The sequence below is a fragment of the Flavobacterium frigidimaris genome (genome assembly GCF_002217275.1).
Lineage (GTDB): Bacteria > Bacteroidota > Bacteroidia > Flavobacteriales > Flavobacteriaceae > Flavobacterium > Flavobacterium aquidurense.
The window spans coordinates 1-20730 of record NZ_MUGV01000011.1 but is presented as its reverse complement, the minus strand read 5'-3'; the positions used below and the strand labels follow the sequence as shown (position 1 = coordinate 20730).

Sequence of the window (20730 nt, the reverse complement as noted above, 5' to 3'; positions counted from 1 at the left end):
AATTATTACAAAATGAAACATAAAATAATAATAGCTGGATTGATAATTTCGGGTTTATTCAATTCTTGCCAACAATTTGAAGATGACTATTTAGATGCACCCGCAGAATCAACATTAGATGCGTCTTTGATTTTCTCTACAGCTGGACTTGCATCAGGCGCGATTGATGGAATAAAAGTACCATTTGCTGAGACTAACTCTTATAGAGGACGTTTTTTACCTTATTATGGATTAAATACGGATGTAGAATGGTATAATACTTCGCAAACGGCAGGTGATAAAGCAGATTTGTGTGTTTACGATGCCAAGCCAACTAATACGGAAATGAATACTACGAATAATGCTTATTCAATGATGTTTTCAGGTATTGAACGTGCTAACATTTGTATTAAGGGTATTCGCCAGTATGGAAATCCACTACCTGGAACAGAAATGGGTCAGTTATTAGGAGAAGCTTTAACACTAAGAGCTATTTACTACGCTGATTTAGTTAAATCTTGGGGAGATGTTCCGGCTCGTTTTGAACCTATAAGTACGGCCACTTTATACTTACCTAAATCAAGTAGAGATGTTATCTATAAGCAATTAATTGCAGACTTAGGAGAAGCATCAACATTGGTTGCGTGGCCTAACCAAACTGCCTATACAAGTACTGTAGAACATGTAAATAAAGCTTTTGTAAAAGCATTCAGAGCGCGTTTGGCTTTGGCAGCAAGTGGTTTTCAACAATATCCTGACGGAGTTAGAAGAAGTACTGATCCGGAACTTTCAGTTGGTAATATGTATGCATTAGCATTAAGAGAATCTCGTGAAGTAATTCAAAGTGGTTCTGCTCGTTTAGAATCTACTTTCGAAGGATTATGGAGAAAATACAATGAGGAAAATACTACTGCCGGAGGAGAATCGCTTTGGGAGCTTCCTTTCGCTGACGGACGTGGTAGAATGTTATTTACTTTCGCTGTAAAACACACGGCTGCTAGTGATCAGTTTCAGGCAAACGGAGCTAACCGTGGAGGTGTAGCAGGTCCGTTACCATTTGTTTTCTATGACTATGATCAAGTTGATACTCGTAGAGATGTTACTTGTGTTCCTTATAAATATGGTGCAGCAGTTAATAATATCGCTAAACAAGAAATAGGAACATTAGATACCTGGTATTTTGGTAAATATCGTTACGAATGGATGAAACGTTATGTGACTTCTACTAATGATGATGGAGTTAATAAAATGTATATGCGTTATGCTGAGGTTCTTCTTATTGCTGCTGAAACAGCAAACGAATTAGAAGGTCCTGGTGCAGCTGCGCCTTATTTGAAAGAAGTTCGTAGAAGATCTTTCCCGTCAGCAGCTCAGGCTGTAAAAGTTGACGCTTACGTAAGTGCATTAACAAGTAAAGACGCGATGTTTAATGCTCTTGTTGAAGAAAATAAATTTGAGTTTACTGGTGAGATGGAACGTAAGCAAGCCCTTATTCGTTGGAATTTGCTTAAAGTAAAATTAGATCAGGCTAAACAAAAAATGACAAACTTATCTGCACGTACAGGTGAATACGCTACTGTACCGACAACTTTGTACTATAAACTAAAAGCTGATAATGTATCTCTTGATATTTACGGATTAAACAGAGGTGAAAGCACAAATCCGGGAGCAACCTATTCAGCTGCTGTCTGGACATGGACAGGAACAGCAGCAGATGCTAAGATAAACTCATTGTATAAAGCAGGTGTAAATCCTGACAACAGACAATTCTGGCCAATCTGGCAAGTATTTATTGATGGAAGTAATGGGCAATTAACTAATGATTATGGTTATTAAGATCTTAGAAAAAATTAATAAAGTTATTATGATGAAAACAAAATATATATTAAAAGGATTAATAGCCACATTACTACTTACAATTGCAGTTTCAAGCTGCGAAAGTTATAATGAAGGGTTGCTGGATGGTATAGGTAATACAAGAGAATTTTCTCCAATCGCACTTACCGCAAAAGTCAAAAACCAAACTGTGGTTGAGCTTAACTGGACAGTAAATCCAGCTGCAGATCATTATACGGTAGAATTTAGTGCTGATGATACTGAATTTAAAACAATCTATAAAACACTACAAGTTACTGCTTCTCAATTGCCGCTATCTGTAGCGTTAGAAGGAGAAACTGTTTATGCTATACGTGTTAAAGCAGTGACAAATGGTTTAGCAGATTCAAAATGGTCTGTAACATCTGCAACAACTTTATCAGAGCAACTTTTCTTTCCAGTGCAACCAGCAGATATCGATGCTAAACAAGTTACTCTAAGATGGGTACCAAATAGTAGTGTGACTCAAATTACAGTTGCTCCCGGGAACATAACGCATGTAATAACGGCTGCAGAAAAAACAGCAGGTGTTGCAGTAGTAACCGGACTTACTGGTGAAACAGCTTATACTGCTACTTTATTAAACGGAACGAAGAAAAGAGGTGTAGTGACTTTTACTACAGGAATCGATATTGGAACAGGTATTTTGGTTAAACCAGAAGATAATTTATTCCAAAAGATTACTGATGCGCCTTCTGGTTCTGTTTTAGTTTTTATGCCGGGTGATTATACAGCTCAAACCGGATTAATAGCTATAAATAAAACATTAACACTAAGAGGTTTGAGAACAGCTGACAAATCAAAATTAAAAGTGAATTTCACTTTGGCTAATAATCCTAACAATGCAGCTGAAGTGGTTAGTTTTTCTCTAATCGATTTAGATTTAAATGGAACGGGTTTAGCCGGTGGGGCAATAGCAATTAGTGCAGCGGCTACGACACAATTAGGAGATGTTTTAATAAGCAACTGTAATGTTCATGATTTTCCTTCTCAATTAATGTACGGAAATGCATCTGCAAAATTAAAATCATTTACTGTTGACAATAGTGTTGTTAAAAATGTAAATACTGCAGGATCAGCTGATTTTATCGATTTTAGAACTACTTATGTTGCAAGTATTTCTTTGACAAAAAGTACATTTGATACTTGTTCATCACGTGACTTTATTCGTTTAGATGCTGCAGCTGGATTGACAGGAACTGGTCTAACAAGTAATGTATTAATTGACGCATGTACTATATATAGTCCTGCATTACCATTGGCAAGTAGAATTTTGTATTTGCGTTTTATTTCAAATACATCCACAGTGCGAAATACATTGCTTGCGGTGGGATCAGCAGTTTATACAAACTCAACTGCAACTGCTGCGCCGGTGTTTTCAAACAATAATAATTTTAATTCGCCTAATTTACAGCTAGCAGGTAGTAACAATAGACCTGATACTTCAGCAACTGTATTAGATCCACAATTTGCAAGTGCTGCTACTGGTGACTTTACAGTTAAAAATCAAACGATTATTGATAAAAAAATTGGTGATCCACGTTGGATAAAATAAGAAAATTGTAATATTTAGATTTAGTTGAAAAAGGGGTGCAATTTTGCATCCCTTTTTTATTGTTTTAAAACAAAATAACATTTAAATCTGCCTCTGTCTGTATTCATTTAATGGTCAGAGTTAAAAGAATTTTACTCAATATCCAAATCAAATTTCTCCAATAATCCAGCAAGTGCAGCATGTGAAACTTTTGTTCTTTTGATTTTATTTTCAGAAGGATCAAAAGCATAATTTCTCGAAGAACGAAAATCTGTTTTTTCCAGGATACATTCCACGAAAGTGGCATTGGCCAAATCACAATTTTTAAAAATGGCAAGTGATAAATCCGTATTTGAGAAATCGACGTCTTTTAAAGAACAATCGATAAAGTTAGTTTTCTTTAGTTTTTTGTAAATGAAGGTAGAATAATCCAAAAGGCAGTCCTGAAAACGCATTGAAAATAAAAAGCTATTGCTGGCACTGAAATCTAATCCCATTAATTTGCAGCCAATAAATTGAATGTTTTTAAGTCCGGTATTCTTAAGGATTGCTAACGAAAGATTACAGTTCTTAAATGTACAATCTAAGAAATCAATAGCACTAAAATCACTTTTGGAAAAATTGCAGTTGATGAATTCACAATTTGCAAATTCGTTATCTGATAATTTTTGTTCCGAATAATCAATTGTGTCAAAAGTTTTGTTTTGGTGTACGGTAGTTTCCATAATAATGAGATGAGGTTTTGGGCGGATTTGAATGTAGTTTATTCTAATTCGATACAATCAAAAATGTTATTTTGTAATACTGTTTCAGAAATTTCCTTTTCGCTATCAATTCGTAAAATGTTATCACAGTCCTCAAGATCAAAATTCCATTTGGCATGTGGTAGTAATTCCGTAAGCAATGCTGTGGCAAATTCTAATTTCGATTTTGTATCAACTGAAGTTTTAAAAACATGAATCATAAATCGGTTTTTTTATGACGCAAATTTCATGAAATGCTTTAGGAGTTGATAGGATTTCGCAATCAATAATTAGGATTTATCAATCATTTTTCGGTACTGAACAGGAGTTGTACCTTCATGTTTTTTAAAGAATCTGCTGAAGTATGACTGATCCTCATGACCCACCTGCATCGCAATTTCACTGACAGTAAATGTAGTTTGATAGAGTAGGTATTTTGCTTCAAGCATTATGGTTTCATCAATCCATTTGGTTGCCGACTTACCTGTAGCTGCTTTAATAGATTTATTTAAATGATTAGGTGTTACATTCAAAAGCGAAGCATAATAATTTACCTGATGATTTATTTTAATGTGATCGTAAATAAGTGCTTTGAATTTCGACGAGAGTGCCGTTGCAGCACTAGTGTCCTTTGTTGTTTTGATGTTGTTTTTATTCATTTCGCAGAACAAAGCCATCAAATACGATTGAACGATTTCTAAATTGGCTTTTTCGCTCGTAACATATTCATGTTGAAGGCGATTGAATAAATTGATAAAAAAAAGAAAGTCAGTTTCTGAAACAGGAATTTTTGGATTACCGCCAATTTTTAGAAAGTCAAATTCATTAATCATTTCGCTTCCACCATATTTTCCAATTAAAATATCAGGATGAAATTGACAGACAAAACCAACATGTTTATTATTTAAATGTTCTAATGAAAAAATCTGACCCGCCGGAACTACTATAATTCCGTTAGAATACGTATAGTACTCTTCAAAACCAATTTTGATACTATGAATTCCTGAAGTTATGAAAATAATAGTGTGACAACTGTGTTTAGAAGGCGGAACAGGAAATTGCAGCCCCATCATTTCTTCGATTTTCAAGCAAAAAAAATGGTCTGAATTTGATTTGAATAATAAATGTATTGGATTCTCTTCGCCAAGAAATCGTTCCCGAAATCCTTTCGCTCCGTATGTTTTTATTTTTTCGTTTGCCTGTTTTTTCATCTTTAATAATAAAGTCTAAAATCAAGCAATTGACAAAGGGCGTAATGTTTTTGGTACAATTCTTCAACAACTTCAGTAAGGTCGTCATTGTCCTGATACAAGCTAAAGAAAGCTTTATCAATAGTGCTGCTACTAGCTATTTTGTTGTAAGTCGATCCATAGCCCGAAATCGCACGGGCACCGGTAATATCAAGAAAATATTGTGCTTCGTCTTCTTTCAGGTCTAATATCTTTTTATTAGCAAAATGAATTATTTTACCTTTCATTTTACCTTCAAAAAGTTCTGCTATTTCTTCGAGACTATAATAATAGTCATGAAGGCAGATGTTGTTAGGTTCGCCGGGCATTACCAAATAAATGATTTCATAATCCTTAAAATTATGATCTTCATAAAGCAGCACATTTAAGCTTTCCTCCAGCCCTTCGATGGTGTCACAGGTTTTATAGATGCTGGCAATGCCTTGATCAATGGCAATTTCTTCTAAGTTTTTAACTACTTGAGTCTCCAAATAAGTATCAACATCAGGAACACCTTCCAGACAGAAAATAAATTTATCATGCTCCATAACAGTACACTTTCAGGTTCAGGGTGAGTGGTGAAAAGACGCTCTTTGTTTTCGTTTTGACAAATGTATTTTTTTATGTGGAAAAACTGTTACACGTTAGCAATTTTAACGTGGTTTTTGCAATCTTGTTTGTTTATCGAATACATATCACTTTTTTCTCAGACAAAATGAGAATAAAAGTTTTGGAAATACATAAAATAGATACAATTTAGAACAACAAATTTCATCCCTTTTTTCTATCAAACGACTAATTTTGAAGTACTGAATTTACACTTCCAAATTAAATAAAAACAAGTCAAAATGGTAAACGAGAGAGTGATGGAGAAATTGGCAATCTTAGCCGATGCTGCGAAATATGATGTTTCATGTTCCTCTAGTGGAAGCAAACGTGAGAATAAAGATAAAGGACTTGGAGATGCTAAAGGATATGGTATCTGTCATGCTTATACAGAAGATGGCCGTTGTGTGTCGTTGCTAAAAATTTTATTGACGAACCATTGCATTTTCGACTGTGCCTATTGCGTCAGCAGAAAAAGCAATGATGTAAAGCGCGCTGCTTTTACAGTGCAGGAAGTGGTTGATCTTACAATCGGTTTTTACAGACGAAATTATATTGAGGGATTATTTTTAAGCTCCGGTATTTTTGACAATCCCGATTATACAATGGAACGTTTGGTTCGAATTGCAAAGAAATTGCGTTTGGAAGAAAATTTCAATGGATATATTCATCTAAAAGCTATTCCGGGCGCGAGTGAGGAATTGATGAAACAAGCTGGAATATACGCAGATCGGTTAAGCGTAAATGTTGAAATGCCAACGGAACAAAGCTTGAAATTATTGGCACCAGATAAAAATCATATTGATGTGATTAAGCCAATGGAATACCTGAAAAATGAAATTGTTGGTCATAAAGAAGAAAAGAAACTGAATTATAAAGCGCCCACTTTTGCTCCGGCAGGTCAGAGCACCCAAATGGTTATTGGCGCAACAAAAGAAAGCGATTTGGAAATTCTGGGCATGGCAGATTATTTTTATGAAAAGATGAATATGAAGCGTGTTTATTATTCCGGTTACGTGCCTATTAGTTATGATAGCAGACTTCCAGCTATTGGAACACCTGTTCCTATAATACGTGAAAATCGCTTGTATCAGGCGGATTGGTTAGTTCGTTTTTACGGATTTAAAGTAAATGAAATTGTGGGTCACAACCAGCCCAATCTTGATCTTGATATCGACCCAAAACTGGGTTGGGCCTTGCGAAACCTCAACCAATTTCCGGTTGATGTTAACACTGCTGATTTAGAACTTATAAAGCGTATTCCGGGAATAGGATATTTGAGCGCCAAAAAAATTGTTGCAGCGAGACAATATAAAAAACTACTTCCGGACGATTTAAAAAAATTAGGAATTGCTTATACACGTGCCAAATTTTTTCTGGCGTTTGCTACTCCATTTCAATTACAGCGGGATTTAACTTCGATTCAAATCAAAGATCAAATTTTAAATCTGCAAAACAGTAAATATAAAAATGACTTCTCGAATCAACTTGCTTTATTTTAAACAAAATGATACAGGTAATTTACGACGGAACTTTTGAAGGCTGGCTTACAGCGGTATTTGAAATTTATGAATATAAATTTGATGATGTTGTTTTTGCCAAAAATGAGGCTTCTGCGGCTTTGCTTTTTGCAACGCACCATAATGTAATGACCGATTCCGAAAAAGCAAACCGGGTTTTAAGCGGACTGAAAAAACGCCTTTCGGCAGGAGGATTTTCAGATTTTTATAAAGCTTTTTTTTCTGATATGGATGAGATTGAACAGATCCTATTTCAATTTGCCAAATATGCCTTGGCAAGTTCAAAAAATATTGAAGGAGATTTTAGCAACAGTGCGGTATGGGATTTAAGAAAAGCAGCCAGATTGACCAGAAGAGAAGCACATCGAATGGAAGCATTTGTTCGTTTTAAACTCACAAAAGATAATTTATATTATGCCATCGTTGAGCCGGATTGCGATGTTTTGCCCGTTATAGAAAACCATTTTAAAAAACGCTACGCCGACCAGCGTTGGTTAATATATGATGCAAAGCGTAAATATGGTATTTATTATGATCTCGAAAATGTTTCGACTATAGAATTGCAATTTAATGCTGAATCAAATTCTTCTAAATTCTTAGCTGAAATATGCGATGAACAAGAAGAATTTTTTCAGAATCTGTGGCGTTGTTTTTTCAATAGCGTGAATATCGAGTCAAGGAAAAATATGAAACTTCATATGAAGCATATGCCAAAAAGATATTGGAAACATCTGATTGAGAAAATTCCAAATTTGAAATAATACAGAGAAAATTATATTTAAGAATGAATCACTTTTTCTTCTTCAAGATCTAGATAATACATCTCTTTTCTAATGATGGATTCGTCAAGTGTTTTATCTTCTTTATTTTTATTGAGCAACCATTGTCTTTGATGATCTAATAAGTCAAGGTAAATAATTTTGAGCTCGGTTCCTATGGATTCGTCATCGATGCCTTTACTGTGATGCTCTAATTTTTGAATAAGCTGCTGCAATGAAGTGTTCGTTTCTAATTTATCGTTATAATTTGTTTTTAAATAATCAATTGCATATTCTGCCAAATCTTTTCGCAAAATAGTAGATGCTTCATCGCGAGGTATTGGATCATAAATATCTGTCAAGTTAATTTTTCTGATGAAATATGGCAAGGTCAATCCCTGAATTAGCAAAGTCAAAAGAATCACAATAAATGTGATAAATAAAATCAGGTTGCGTTGCGGAAAACCATTTCCGTTATTCAAATACACCGGAATTGATAATGCAGCTGCTAATGAAACAACACCTCTCATTCCGGTCCAGCCCAATATAAAAGGAGTTTTGTAGCCTGGATGTCTTCTGTCTGCAACAGTAATAAAATTACGGGCAATTAATGTTACAATCACAGCGCCGTATGAGGATACGATTCGGCTTATGATTAAAACAAAAGTGATTAAGACGCCATATCCAATTGCCTTTATAAGGCTGACACCTTCTAATCCGGCGGTGATTTGTGGTAAATCCAACCCGATTAACATAAAAACCAACCCGTTTAAAATGAAGCAAAGGCTTTCCCAGACATTTATTCCTTGTATGCGAGATCTGCTACTCAGAAATCGGTGCCTGTTATTCGCTAAAAGCAAACCGCCGCTTACTACGGCCAATACTCCTGAACTGTGCACTTCTTCAGCAGCGAGATATATAATGTAAGGCGTAAGAAGAGACAAAACAATGTCGACATTCGCATTGGTCGGCAAGTATTTGTGGGCTTTCATAAAAAGAAATCCAATTAACAATCCAATAGCAACTCCGCCAAAAATCATCCAGCTAAAACTTATTGCTGCTTTGTAAAATATAAATTGTTCTGTTGCAACAGCTACCATTGCAAATCTGAAAATAATCAAAGAAGAAGCGTCATTCAACAAACTTTCGCCTTGGAGGATAGATGAAATTGTTTTGGGAACTTTGACGAATTTTAAGATTGCTCCGGCACTTACCGCATCTGGCGGAGATACAATTCCACCCAATAAAAATCCTAACGCAAGTGAAAATCCCGGAATAATATAATTCGCAACCAAGGCAACAGAAAGTGCCGAAAGAAATACGACAACAAAAGCAAAGCTGGTAATAATACGACGCCAGCGCCACATTTCTTTCCAAGAAACAGTCCATGCGGCTTCATACAAAAGCGGAGGAAGAAAGATGAAAAATATCAGGTCAGGCTCAATTTGAATAATTGGCACTTTTGGAATAAAACTGATCGCCAATCCAGCCAATACGAGGAGTACAGGATAAGCGACTTTTATTTTATTAGCCAACATAATCAGTAATAAAATAACTATAATAATACCCAAATAAAAAGGAAAGTTGTCCAGCATCTGTCTAATGTACAATTAAAATTTTTAATTTAAGCTTCGGTATTCATTAGGCGTATAACCTGTGTTTTTTTTAAACATTCGATTAAAATGCTGCGGATATCTAAAACCGAGTTCAAATGCTATTTGACTAATCGATTTATCGGTATCAAAGATTCTTTCTTTTGCCAAATTAATTAATTTTAACTGAATGTGCTCCTGTGGAGTTTTACCCGTTTCTTTTTTGATTAAATCCCCAAAATAATTTGGGGATAAATGCAAGCAATCTGCAAAATATCCAACAGATGGTAGGCCAGTTTCCTGAACGCTTTCAGTCGCAAAATACTCTTTTAGCAAATTTTCAAATTTCGATAATATATCAGTATTGATATTTTCGCGTGTGATAAACTGCCTGTCATAAAAACGAACACAGTAATTAAGCATTAATTCAATATTGTTGCTTATAATGCTTTTGCTGTGTTTGTCAATGGATTGACTTAATTCGTATTCTAACTTATGAAGTAAATCTATAATAATCTGCTGTTCTTTCAAAGATAGATGAAGCGCTTCAAATGAATCATATGAAAAAAAAGAATAGTGACTTATTTGTTTTCCTAAAGATGTCCCTTTTATTAAGTCAGGATGAAAAAGAAGCGCCATTCCTGTTGGCTGATAATCATCCTTGTTATTAACTTCTATAACCTGTCCAGGCGCAATGAAAACCATTGTTCCATCATCATAATCATAATTATTGCGTCCGTATTTTAATTCGCCGCATTTTCCACCTTTCAAGAAAACAGCATACAATTCCAAATGCATGCGACAATTGTTGGGCAATGCTTTTGTGTTAGAATTATCGAAAACACTTATTAATGGATGTTGTGTTTCAATGCCTTTAAGATCATTGTATTGCGAAACTTTTTCAACTTTTATAATGTGTTCCATTTTTGGATTCTTTAAATTTATAACACAAATATAGTATTCAGATTATTAAGAAGTTAGTGTGATTGTTCAAATCAGTAAAAATGGTAATAATTACAGTAATATGTATTACGGAAAGTATTCAATATAAAAGGAAATTTGTAGTGTCATTATTTTCTTGATGCAAGAATTTAGGATTAAAAAAATAATTCGCGATTGAAATACGGTTTAAAGAATTAAAATATAAAATTATGGAAAAGAGAAGACTAGGAACACAGGGATTAGAAGTTTCTGCATTAGGATTAGGTTGTATGGGATTAAGCTTTGCATATGGTACTGCGATGGACAAACAGCAAGCGATAAAAATAGTTAGGGAAGCTTACGAACAGGGAATTACATTTTTTGATACGGCAGAAGCTTATGGTATTGCCAACGAAGAATTGGTTGGAGAAGCTTTGAGTCCTTTTAGAAAAGAAGTGACCATCGCGACTAAGTTTGGTTTTAAAGATGGAAACGCTCTTAACGGACAAGATAGCCGACCAGAAAATATTAGAGCTGTAGCGGAGGAATCTTTAAGACGCTTAAAAACAGATGTTATTGATTTATTTTATCAACATAGAGTAGATCCAAATATTCCTATCGAAGATGTTGCGGGAACTGTTAAAGATTTGATACAGGAGGGAAAAGTAAAATATTTTGGACTTTCAGAAGCGGGTGTTGAATCTATTCGCAAAGCACATTTGGTTCAACCGGTAACTGCTTTGCAAAGCGAATATTCAATTTGGTGGCGCGAGCCTGAGTTGGAAATTTTACCAGCACTTGAAGAATTAGGAATTGGTTTTGTGCCTTTTAGTCCATTGGGAAGAGGTTTTTTAACGGGTGCAATTACTGAAAATACAAGTTTTGAAAGTACGGATTTCAGAAATAATTTACCTCGTTTTAGTGAAGACAACAGAAAAGCAAATCAAAAATTGATTGATTTACTATCTGTAATTGCTTCTCAAAAAAATGCCACTCCCGCACAAATTGCACTAGGTTGGCTTTTAGCACAAAAACCATGGATAGCACCAATTCCAGGAACAACAAAATCACACCGATTAACAGAAAATATTGGAGGAGCTTCAATTCATCTAAGTGCAGATGATGTCAGAAAAATTGACGATGCTTTTTCTCAAACTACTATACAAGGAGATCGTTATCCTGCTCATCTTCAAAAAGCAGTAGGGAAATAATTTAAAATTTTGAAAAACAAATCAGTTATTGTAGTTGTTTATTGATAAAAAGATCTAAAGGTCAGGCAATAAACAACTACAGTAAATTTTTTATTGTAAAATGTATTACCATTGAATTATCCTAAAACAATTCCAATTGATTATTTGGATTTGAAGGTTTGCTTTTGGGAGGTTTAGCCTCTCCAAAAATAGTTCTTCCGCCATATTTGTGTGATTCGTCGCGCTCTCTTTGAATCAAGGCGTCAAAATTAGTGTTGGGTGTAAAACTTTCTTCTGCTTTTCTTGAGATTTCAGATAATTTGCGAATAGCTTCTATTTTATCATTATTTCCAATTTTAGCTCGATTAATGGCTCTTTGCAAAGTATCGATTGTTTCATCATAAATTTTTATCGGAACAGGAAACGGATGTCCGTCTTTTCCCCCATGAGCGAAAGAAAAACGGGCAGGATCTTCAAAGCGGGTAGGAGTGCCGTAAATGATTTCACTAACCAATGCTAACGATTGCAGGGCTCTCGGTCCCATTCCTTTTAAAAGCAAAAGTTCCTGAAAATCTTCGGGTTTGTTTTCATGAGTTGTCCAAAGCATTGCGCCGAGCCTTTTCATATTAACATCTTCCATTCTAACATCATGATGCGCGGGCATAGAAAGATGCTGCATTTCTTTCATGATTTTTGTTGGAGATTCTTTTGATAATTCTAAAATACCTTCTCGAGATTTTGTCGCCGCCTCAGCGGTAAGATTTAAAATAGTACCTTGATTTTCGCCATAAATAAAGGTATGGGGTTCGTTTATAAAAGACTTTAAATCCTGCGAATGCCAGTGATATCTCCTTGCCGTTTTTGAGTTAGGGTTCATTCCTTGTTGAATAACGGCCCATTGTCCTTTATTGTCAACAATAAAATTATGCTGATACAGTTGAAATCCATCCTGAATGGCTGTATTGTCTACTTTGGCTGTAAGTCTGCTACAATTCGCAAGATTATTTCCATCAAGGCCTGTTTTTTCGCCAACAAATAGAAGTTCTTGTGGGGTGGCTATGGAATGCTTGCCTTTACCTCCGCAGATATAAATTCCGAGTTCTTTTGAATGTGGATTTACAGATTTTTTTAATGCCCCAAGTACAGAAGTTGTAATTCCCGATGAGTGCCAGTCCATTCCCATCACAGCGCCAAAACTTTGAAACCAAAAAGGATTACTTAGTTTACTGATTACTTCGGATGTGGAAAATTCCATAGCAATCGTTTCTACAATGGCAAAGCCAAGTTTCGACATACGTTCAGCAAGCCATAATGGAACATGACCATAGTGTAATGGAAGATCTGCTGTGCCGGAACGCTTCATTTAGTGGGATTTGTATTTATACAAAAATAACTAAAATACGTTTAAATGCCGGTTGGGTTGAAAAGATGTTACAAATTGGAACTGTTTATTTATCCTGTTCTAAATTGTCAACAGCCGAAATCTGATCCAATATATTGGTCTGGTTAGGCGAAATGTAGTTTTTTACTTCTTGCGGAGTTTCTTTCTTAAAAAGAATATCTAAGGCATGGTATAATTTTAATAAAACATCTTTGTCTTCTTTTGCAATGTCTAAAGCAGTATTAAAATTAAAAACATAATTATTAGAATTACGTACTTCTACTTTTATAGTTTTTGATGTGATTTTAAATTTAACTATGTCCATATTTATAACGTGTTAACTTTTTAGATTTTTCTATTATGAAATTTCGGGATGCTAATTTTCCGAACATTCTACTAAAAAGTATTAAAGATATTTAATTATTTAGAGTTATGGCTTAATTATTTACTGTAATTTTTTATATAGTAAGAAAATAATTCCAATAAAAAAACCTAATAAATTGATGATTAGGGTTTTGTTTTTTGTAGCCCTAAAGGGACAATTTTCGAACCATTTTTTTGATGATTTAAAAAATATATCCGCAGGGCAAATGTCGAATTTTTAAATGAAATTACTTAATTTACTTAAAAAATAATTAAGAGATTAGAGATTCATATATTTCAATTTTATAATACATAATTGAAATGTTCAAAAAATTAAAATGCATTGTCTACTTTTTTTAAGAAAGTTTTTTTATCTGACTCTATTCACTATTATCCTCCCTTTTGATGACCAACATATCTGGGGTTGAACTAGATGAATGGGGTTATGATTGTGAGAGTTTTATAAAACATCTGCAAAATAGATCGGCGAATGTTTTCCATATAGATTATTTGTAGAGAATTAAAGTCACATTGGTTAGATTCACGTTCCTGCTACTACAAAAGTCAAAGGATACTAACAAATATTTATAAGTTATTATAAAGTATCTATTTTAAACCCAACACAACATTTTACTAAGTATTACTTATTATCGAACAAGAATCGAGCTGTAATTAATCCCTAAATTTTGTAAATAACATAGAAGTCAAATAGCTTGAATTATAGGATTTGTGCATCTACAACTTGGCATGGTTCCAATTTATAATGCTACTTATCAATTTGTATCTTGCTTGTACTCAAATGCATTATAAATATCTAAGAAATGGAAATTAATTTGATGTAATATTAATCTATTCTTTACCGACTTTAAGGTATGAACTCAAATGGACTCTATTCTTTTTCTCGTCCAAAACGTTCAAAAACATTTACATAAGTATTAAAAATAATTTTGTGTTTTTCGTATAATGTTATGTCTTTGTTATGTTCCATAACTTGTAAAAGACTTCTGTAGCGCTCAATATCAGTGATAATATCCATTGCTAAATCGGTTTGATCTCCTGTCGTCAATGTTGCGTAATAATTTAAATTCTCTTTATATTTTTGAACTAGTTTATTAAGCAAGTCATGTGCTTTTGCAGTTTCTCCAACTTTGTAATATCCATTTGCAAACGGTGCTACCAATGAATAGTATCCGTATTTATCCACAGGTAATTTTGTCATTGCTAAATTAATTACATTTTTAGCTTTGTCTATTTTGCCCTCTGCAATTAATTGATCGCTTAAACGAGATAAATTAGTGCGATAGTTTATACTGTTTCTTCTTGTTTCAGGATCATGGTATATTTTATCACTATCACTGTTACCCCAATCCCATTTCATTACAATATCATACATTTTGTCGGCATCAATTTGTCCCATATCCATTGGTCCGCCATCTTTTGAAGGAACATTTCTAACAGGGACTAATTTGTATACCATTCCATCTAATTGTAAGTAATCTTTTAACCATAAATAATCTTCATCGTCAAAAGCACCACCACTAAAGTAAATTGGTCTTTTCCAGTTATTGTTTGCTAATATATCAAGCATCATCAAACGATTTTTGTAGATCGCACTTCCTTTAATGTCAATATCCATATAAGGTACAATAGAATCATTGTATTTAGGATTAACAACCTTATTTTGTATGATTAGTTTTTTATCAACGGGAACTCTGATTTTATTGGTTGGATAAAAATGGATTTCTTGTCCGTTTTGTAAACCTACAGTCGATTTTGGATTTTTAATAAAACTAATAAAGTCATTGATATTCCAGCGTGTTTCAACTTTTGGAAGGTGCATTACGTAATCAAGTTTATCGCCCACATATTCATCATGAGTGAATGATATTGGTAATGGATCTGATTCATATGATTTTGCTTTCATCTGGTCAATATACCAATCAGTCATAAATAAGCTTGAGTTTACCATTTTAACATCTGTTCGAAAGCCTTCGATTTCTTGGGCATACCATAATGGAAAGGTATCATTGTCTCCAATAGTAAATAAAATAGCGTCTTTGTCGCAAGAACTTAAAAGAGATTTCGCAAATGCAACAGCAGTATATCGATTTGATCTATCGTGATCATCCCAGTTTTGAGATGCCATTAAAATAGGGGCTGCTAACAAACTTCCGGCAATAATAATTAGTCCGGCAATTTTTGGAGTAATAAATTTCTGGATACTTTCGTATAAGGAGTAAACTCCAAAACCTATCCAGATCGCAAACACATAAAAGGATCCTACAAGTGCATAATCTCTCTCCCGAGGTTCAAAAGGTCTTTCGTTTAGATAAATTTTCAATGCAATACCAGTAAATAAGAACAAGGCTAAAAGCACGTAAAAGCTTTTAAGGTCTTTATTAGCGTGATACATTATTCCAATAAGTCCTAAGATAAAAGGAAGGAAGAAGTAAACATTTCTTCCTTTGTTGTTTAAAACATCTGAAGGTAAATTGTCTTGAGAACCAAGGTGTAAGGAATCAAGAGCTTTGATTCCGCTGATCCAGTTTCCGTCAAGATTATCATATTTACCCTGCTCATCGCTTTGACGTCCTACGAAGTTCCACATTAAATATCTCCAGTACATGTATCCAAATTGATATTCGAACATAAAACTGAAATTGTCTACAGTGGACGGTTTTTCTATTATTAAATATTTGCTATAGCTTCTTAAGAATTTAACATAGCCTTCGTTGTCAATTTGTTTTTGAGCGTAAGCTTTTCTAAATTCAGAAACCGTTTTTTCAACTTCATTACGCAATTGTGCAGTCGCTTTGTTGTATTCTTCTTCACTTAACTGACTAGCATCAATTCCATATTCGGCTAAATCCTCTTCATAAGCATAATTTGGATTTATTTTAAACGCAGGAGGATTTGTAAAATTGATATAGTTTTGAATGTGTCCCGTTTCAGTACTCCACATTCTTGGTAGAATCGTTTTTTGATTGTCGTCAGAATTTTGATCTGCGTTTTTATAATTGTTGGTAATGATGTATTTACCTGTTTTATAATCTCTTTCGTAGTTAGGTTTTTTGTCCAAATACGGATTTTTTTCGTCAAGTCCAGCAAATACTTCCGTGTATTGAGGTCCATAAAACAATGGATTAACGCCATATTGTTCACGATTGTAATAAGCTAAAACCTCTGTAGCATCTGATGGCTTATTTTCGTTAATTACAGTGTTTGCGTTTGCACGAACAGGCAGCATCATCCAAGTAGAGAATCCAATTAAAATAAATAAAACACAAAGAATAATAGTGTTATAGAAAATTAATCCTTTTTGTTTCGTGTATTTTAATCCAAAATAAAAGAAAGCAATAAAAAGTAAAGCAACAAAAATGGTTCCTGAGTTAAAAGGAAGTCCCAAACTGTTTACCATAAATACTTCGGTTTTTCCAAAGAAAGCCATTGTTAACGGTAAAAGTAATTTGAAAATGAATAATAAAATCGCGATTACTACAGCATTCGCAATAATAAAATTTTTAAGAGTAACTTTTTCGTAATGTTTAAAATAATATAGAAACCCAATTGCAGGAATTGTTAGCAAAGCCATAAAGTGAACTCCAAAAGAAAGCCCAATAACAAGTGAAATGATTAACAACCATCTATTTCCTTTAGGCTGGTCCATATCTTGTTCCCAACGAAGACCAAGCCAGAAAAGCAATGCAATTAATAAAGATGCCATCGCGTAAACTTCGGCTTCAACGGCATTAAACCAGAAACTATCAGAGAAAGTATAGGCCAATGCACCAACAAATGAACTTCCTAAAATAACAATTGAATTGTTTTGGTCGATTTCTGCAAAACGAGCTACAATTTTTTTCAAAATCATAGAAGATGACCAAAACATAAAAAGAATAGTAAAGGCGCTAGAAAAAACAGACACCATATTTACCAACAATGCGACATGTTGATTATCAATAGCAAACATGGCGAAAAAAGCTCCCATCATCTGGAATAAAGGTGCTCCCGGTGGGTGACCAACTTCTAGTTTAGCGGCTGTAGCGATATATTCGCCACAATCCCAAAAGCTCATAGTAGGTTCAACAGTCAGTGTGTAAGTAGTTAAAGCGATTGCAAATGCAAACCAACCAATAATTGTATTCCATTTATTGAAATTGAATTGTGTCATATTTTGATGTTAAAAATTTTGTATATTTTCTATTCTACAAAGAAAATGTTTTATTGTTTCAAGAAATGAGCATTAACATAAAAGTGAAGATCAGTAAAAAGACTAAAGAAGGTAAATTTTATTGATATTTTGGAATACAAAAGTGAATCGTTTAATTTTTGATGGAATATTAGCCTAAATTTCTATAGAAAGTAATTCCGTTGCAAAACCAGCTTATATTGCTTACGGTTGGTCTCGTGATCCATACTGCACTTTGGACAATTCAGCAGATTTACCAGCTTCACCGTTTAAAATGGCATTGAACGCTTAGAAAGAGTTAAAAATTATCGAAGATTCTTTCATTCAATACGGCGGAAAAAGTAGCATTAATTCAGGCTCATCAACAAACTTAAAAGTGGGACAAATTGATGGAATCGAAAATCAATCATTTTTAAAAATTGATTTGAAAGACTTAGACTTTACTAGGATTGAGAATGCGAAATTGAGGTTGACTGCAAGCACAGCTGATTTTGCTACCTTATCTGCCCATATCACTACTGCCGATTGGAAAGAAAGTGAAATTAATGGAATCAACGCACCGCAATTAGACGAGCAAATAGGAACAATTTCGATTAATAAAGGAGCTACGACGTATACTTTAGATATTACTACTGCAATTAAAGAGGTAATTGCAAATGATAATGATTTCTTGTCAATTGCCTTAAAAAGTGAAAATGGTTCGGTTAGTTTTTTTAGTAAAGAGAATGCTACAGATCAACCCGTACTAATTTTAAACGAAGAAGAGACGAATTTAGGAACGGATCAATTTGCACAATCAGAAGAATTTTTTTTGGTTTATCCAAATCCAGTTAAAAACAATATATTAAAAATTCATTCTAAAAATTTAAGTGAAAATTTGACAAAAATTAGCATGGTAAGTTTATCAGGACAATCGTTTCCTTTCCCTAGTTTTTCTGGTCGAGAAGAACAACAATTGGATTTGAGCAGATTGTCATCAGGAACTTATTTTTTAGTTATAGAGTCGTCTGATAATCAGAAATTCAATAAAAAGATAATTGTTCCTTAAATAATAGGCTTTAAGTTTTCTAATAACATAACTATTTCAATAAATGTTGACCATAGCAGTTTAAGCTCCCTAGGGGCGTACTATTTATAGCAGTATTGCCAAATCAATAATAGATCCATCTGAGCGATTTTTTTTATAAAAATTTAATATGAGTTAGAATAAAATGAGAACAAACACCTTGAAATTTATTTGTTTTTTAGTGGTAGCTTTCTTTTACAATTGTGAGGTAAGTTCGGCACAAGATACAATTGGAAAAGCTAAAATCATGAGCATGATTAGTAATCCGTTACAATTGAATAACGGAAAAATTGTACAGTCGAAAAAAGAGTGGTTTAAAAAACGCCGACCAGAATTACTCGATTTTTTCACCACACAGGTGTATGGTCAAATGCCTGATAAACCAGCTAATATGCGCTTTGTCATTACCGAAGATAATAATTCAGTTTTCAATGGTCTTGCTACACGAAAACAAATTAAAGTATTGTTTGAAGGAACAGAAACGGGCCAACAAATGAGCATTTTACTTTACACACCAAATGATATAAAATCTGCGCCAATTTTTCTAGGTCTCAATTTTAATGGCAATCAAGCAGTTAGTGACGACAAAAATATTGCAATTACAACTGATTGGGTAAATAGTAAAACTAAAGGCGTTATAAATAATAAAGCGACATGTTCTACACGAGGAATTGCTTCCAAACAATGGCCGTTAGAAATGATTTTGAAAAACGGTTATGGTGTGGCGACCATTTACGCAGGTGATATTGCACCAGATTTTAAAGAAGGATATAAAACTGGCGTTCAAACCTTGTATCCCGAATTGATGAATAGACCTGATAATTTGAGTACGATGGGAGCATGGGCGTGGGGTTTGAGTCGTGCTATGGATTATTTAGAAACCGACAAAGATGTTGATGATAAAAAAGTTATTGTAATGGGAACTTCTAGAATGGGGAAAGCCGCTTTGTGGGCAGGAGCAACCGATAATCGCTTTGGTATGGTAATTAGCAATGAATCTGGCGCGGGTGGCGCAAAATTGTACCATCACGTATATGAAGAAGACATCGCTCAAATTTGCCGTGTTTTTCCGCATTGGTTCAGCACTAATTTTCAGCAATTCAATCACAAAGATACTACGATTCCTTTTGACCAACATTTAATGATGGCCTTGATTGCACCACGACCTTTGTTGGTTGCAAGTGCTAAAGAAGGTTATGTTTGTGATCCATATGGGGAGTTTTTAGGAGCAGTAGCGGTTAGTCCTGTTTATGATTTTTTAGGTAAAAAACCATTGCCCATCCAGTTACTTCCAAAAGAAAATGAACCTGCTTTTGGGACATTAGGATATTATATGCGTTCGGGTAAACACGATATTTTCCCTTATGATTGGGAACAATTTATAGCATTTGCCAATTTGAATTGGAATAAGAAGTGATGCACTTATTATTTATATCGAATTAATGCCTTTAAAAAAAGATTAAATTTCAATTACGGATAACTTCTAGATTCGTGTTCTATTAATAACTTTACACTTTTCAAAAAAGAGTTAATCAGGTAATGTAAATTATTTTCTGTAGGTAATTTTAAAAATTACTCAATTCACGCTATTTCTTCTTCAGCATAAATTGAAAATTTAACTCAACTTTAAATTTAGCACAAGGTATTGATAAAATAATACCACGGTTAACGGAAATCATACTATATTTTTACGATTCTTAAATTTCATAATTTTCACTACATTATTCGATTGTAGTAAAAAAAGATCTTTAAATTTAGAAATAAGAAAAAAAATAGTTTTATGA

General features: G+C 33.9%; 16 protein-coding genes. 7 read left to right on the top strand and 9 right to left on the bottom strand.

All coding sequences use genetic code 11. The features are described from left to right. The first annotated feature begins 12 nt into the window (after positions 1-12). Positions 13-1815, top strand: coding sequence for a RagB/SusD family nutrient uptake outer membrane protein (locus B0A65_RS05445; RefSeq protein ID WP_074659529.1), 1803 nt, complete (start codon positions 13-15; stop codon positions 1813-1815). A 28-nt stretch (positions 1816-1843) separates the two neighbouring features. Continuing rightward, a complete protein-coding gene (locus tag B0A65_RS05440; RefSeq protein ID WP_074659690.1) occupies positions 1844-3409 on the top strand; it encodes a DUF5123 domain-containing protein in 1566 nt (521 codons plus the stop codon). Positions 3410-3540: 131 nt separating this feature from the next. Here B0A65_RS05440 and B0A65_RS05435 read toward each other — a convergent pair whose 3' ends face one another. The 4 genes from B0A65_RS05435 to B0A65_RS05420 form a co-directional block, all read right to left on the bottom strand. Then, positions 3541-4113, bottom strand: a complete 573-nt coding sequence (locus B0A65_RS05435; protein ID WP_074659530.1) for a pentapeptide repeat-containing protein — start codon at positions 4111-4113, stop codon at positions 3541-3543. 38 nt (positions 4114-4151) lie between these two features. Further along, complete coding sequence (locus tag B0A65_RS05430; RefSeq protein ID WP_074659531.1) at positions 4152-4352, bottom strand: hypothetical protein; 201 nt, start codon at positions 4350-4352, stop codon at positions 4152-4154. A gap of 69 nt (positions 4353-4421) precedes the next feature. Next, complete coding sequence (locus B0A65_RS05425; protein WP_074659532.1) at positions 4422-5342, bottom strand: helix-turn-helix domain-containing protein; 921 nt, start codon at positions 5340-5342, stop codon at positions 4422-4424. Between the two features lie 2 nt (positions 5343-5344). Then, positions 5345-5908: a DUF6642 family protein gene (locus tag B0A65_RS05420; RefSeq protein WP_074659533.1), complete on the bottom strand. Its 564-nt coding sequence runs from the start codon at positions 5906-5908 to the stop codon at positions 5345-5347. Positions 5909-6208: 300 nt separating this feature from the next. Between B0A65_RS05420 and B0A65_RS05415 the strand changes: the two genes are divergently transcribed. Further along, on the top strand, positions 6209-7468 hold the full coding sequence (locus B0A65_RS05415; protein ID WP_074659534.1) for a putative DNA modification/repair radical SAM protein: 1260 nt from the start codon (positions 6209-6211) through the stop codon (positions 7466-7468). A 5-nt stretch (positions 7469-7473) separates the two neighbouring features. Next, on the top strand, positions 7474-8247 hold the full coding sequence (locus tag B0A65_RS05410; protein WP_074659535.1) for a TIGR03915 family putative DNA repair protein: 774 nt from the start codon (positions 7474-7476) through the stop codon (positions 8245-8247). A 17-nt stretch (positions 8248-8264) separates the two neighbouring features. On the opposite strand, the gene B0A65_RS05405 is transcribed toward B0A65_RS05410, so the two are convergent. Then, entirely contained in the window at positions 8265-9839 is a 1575-nt protein-coding gene (locus B0A65_RS05405) for a Na+/H+ antiporter (protein WP_074659536.1), read from the bottom strand. 24 nt (positions 9840-9863) lie between these two features. After that, positions 9864-10760, bottom strand: a complete 897-nt coding sequence (locus tag B0A65_RS05400) for a helix-turn-helix domain-containing protein (RefSeq protein WP_074659537.1) — start codon at positions 10758-10760, stop codon at positions 9864-9866. A 227-nt stretch (positions 10761-10987) separates the two neighbouring features. Here B0A65_RS05400 and B0A65_RS05395 point away from each other — a divergent pair, with 227 nt between their 5' ends. After that, positions 10988-11968 (top strand): aldo/keto reductase, encoded by a 981-nt coding sequence (locus tag B0A65_RS05395; RefSeq protein ID WP_074659538.1) that lies wholly within the window; start codon positions 10988-10990, stop codon positions 11966-11968. 121 nt (positions 11969-12089) lie between these two features. Here B0A65_RS05395 and B0A65_RS05390 read toward each other — a convergent pair whose 3' ends face one another. From B0A65_RS05390 to B0A65_RS05380, 3 genes are all read right to left on the bottom strand, one after another. After that, positions 12090-13310, bottom strand: a complete 1221-nt coding sequence (locus B0A65_RS05390) for a DUF763 domain-containing protein (protein ID WP_074659539.1) — start codon at positions 13308-13310, stop codon at positions 12090-12092. A gap of 85 nt (positions 13311-13395) precedes the next feature. Next, positions 13396-13653, bottom strand: coding sequence for a hypothetical protein (locus B0A65_RS05385; protein ID WP_074659540.1), 258 nt, complete (start codon positions 13651-13653; stop codon positions 13396-13398). A 927-nt stretch (positions 13654-14580) separates the two neighbouring features. Continuing rightward, positions 14581-17862, bottom strand: a complete 3282-nt coding sequence (locus B0A65_RS05380; RefSeq protein WP_074659541.1) for a glycosyltransferase family 117 protein — start codon at positions 17860-17862, stop codon at positions 14581-14583. Positions 17863-18184: 322 nt separating this feature from the next. On the opposite strand from B0A65_RS05380, the gene B0A65_RS05375 reads away from it, so the two are divergent. Next, positions 18185-18928, top strand: coding sequence for a CBM96 family carbohydrate-binding protein (locus tag B0A65_RS05375; protein WP_083370431.1), 744 nt, complete (start codon positions 18185-18187; stop codon positions 18926-18928). A 163-nt stretch (positions 18929-19091) separates the two neighbouring features. Then, the gene (locus B0A65_RS05370; RefSeq protein ID WP_083370432.1) at positions 19092-20363 is read left to right on the top strand and encodes a glucuronyl esterase domain-containing protein; all 1272 of its coding nucleotides are present in this window, start codon (positions 19092-19094) and stop codon (positions 20361-20363) included. The last annotated feature ends 367 nt before the right edge of the window (positions 20364-20730 follow it).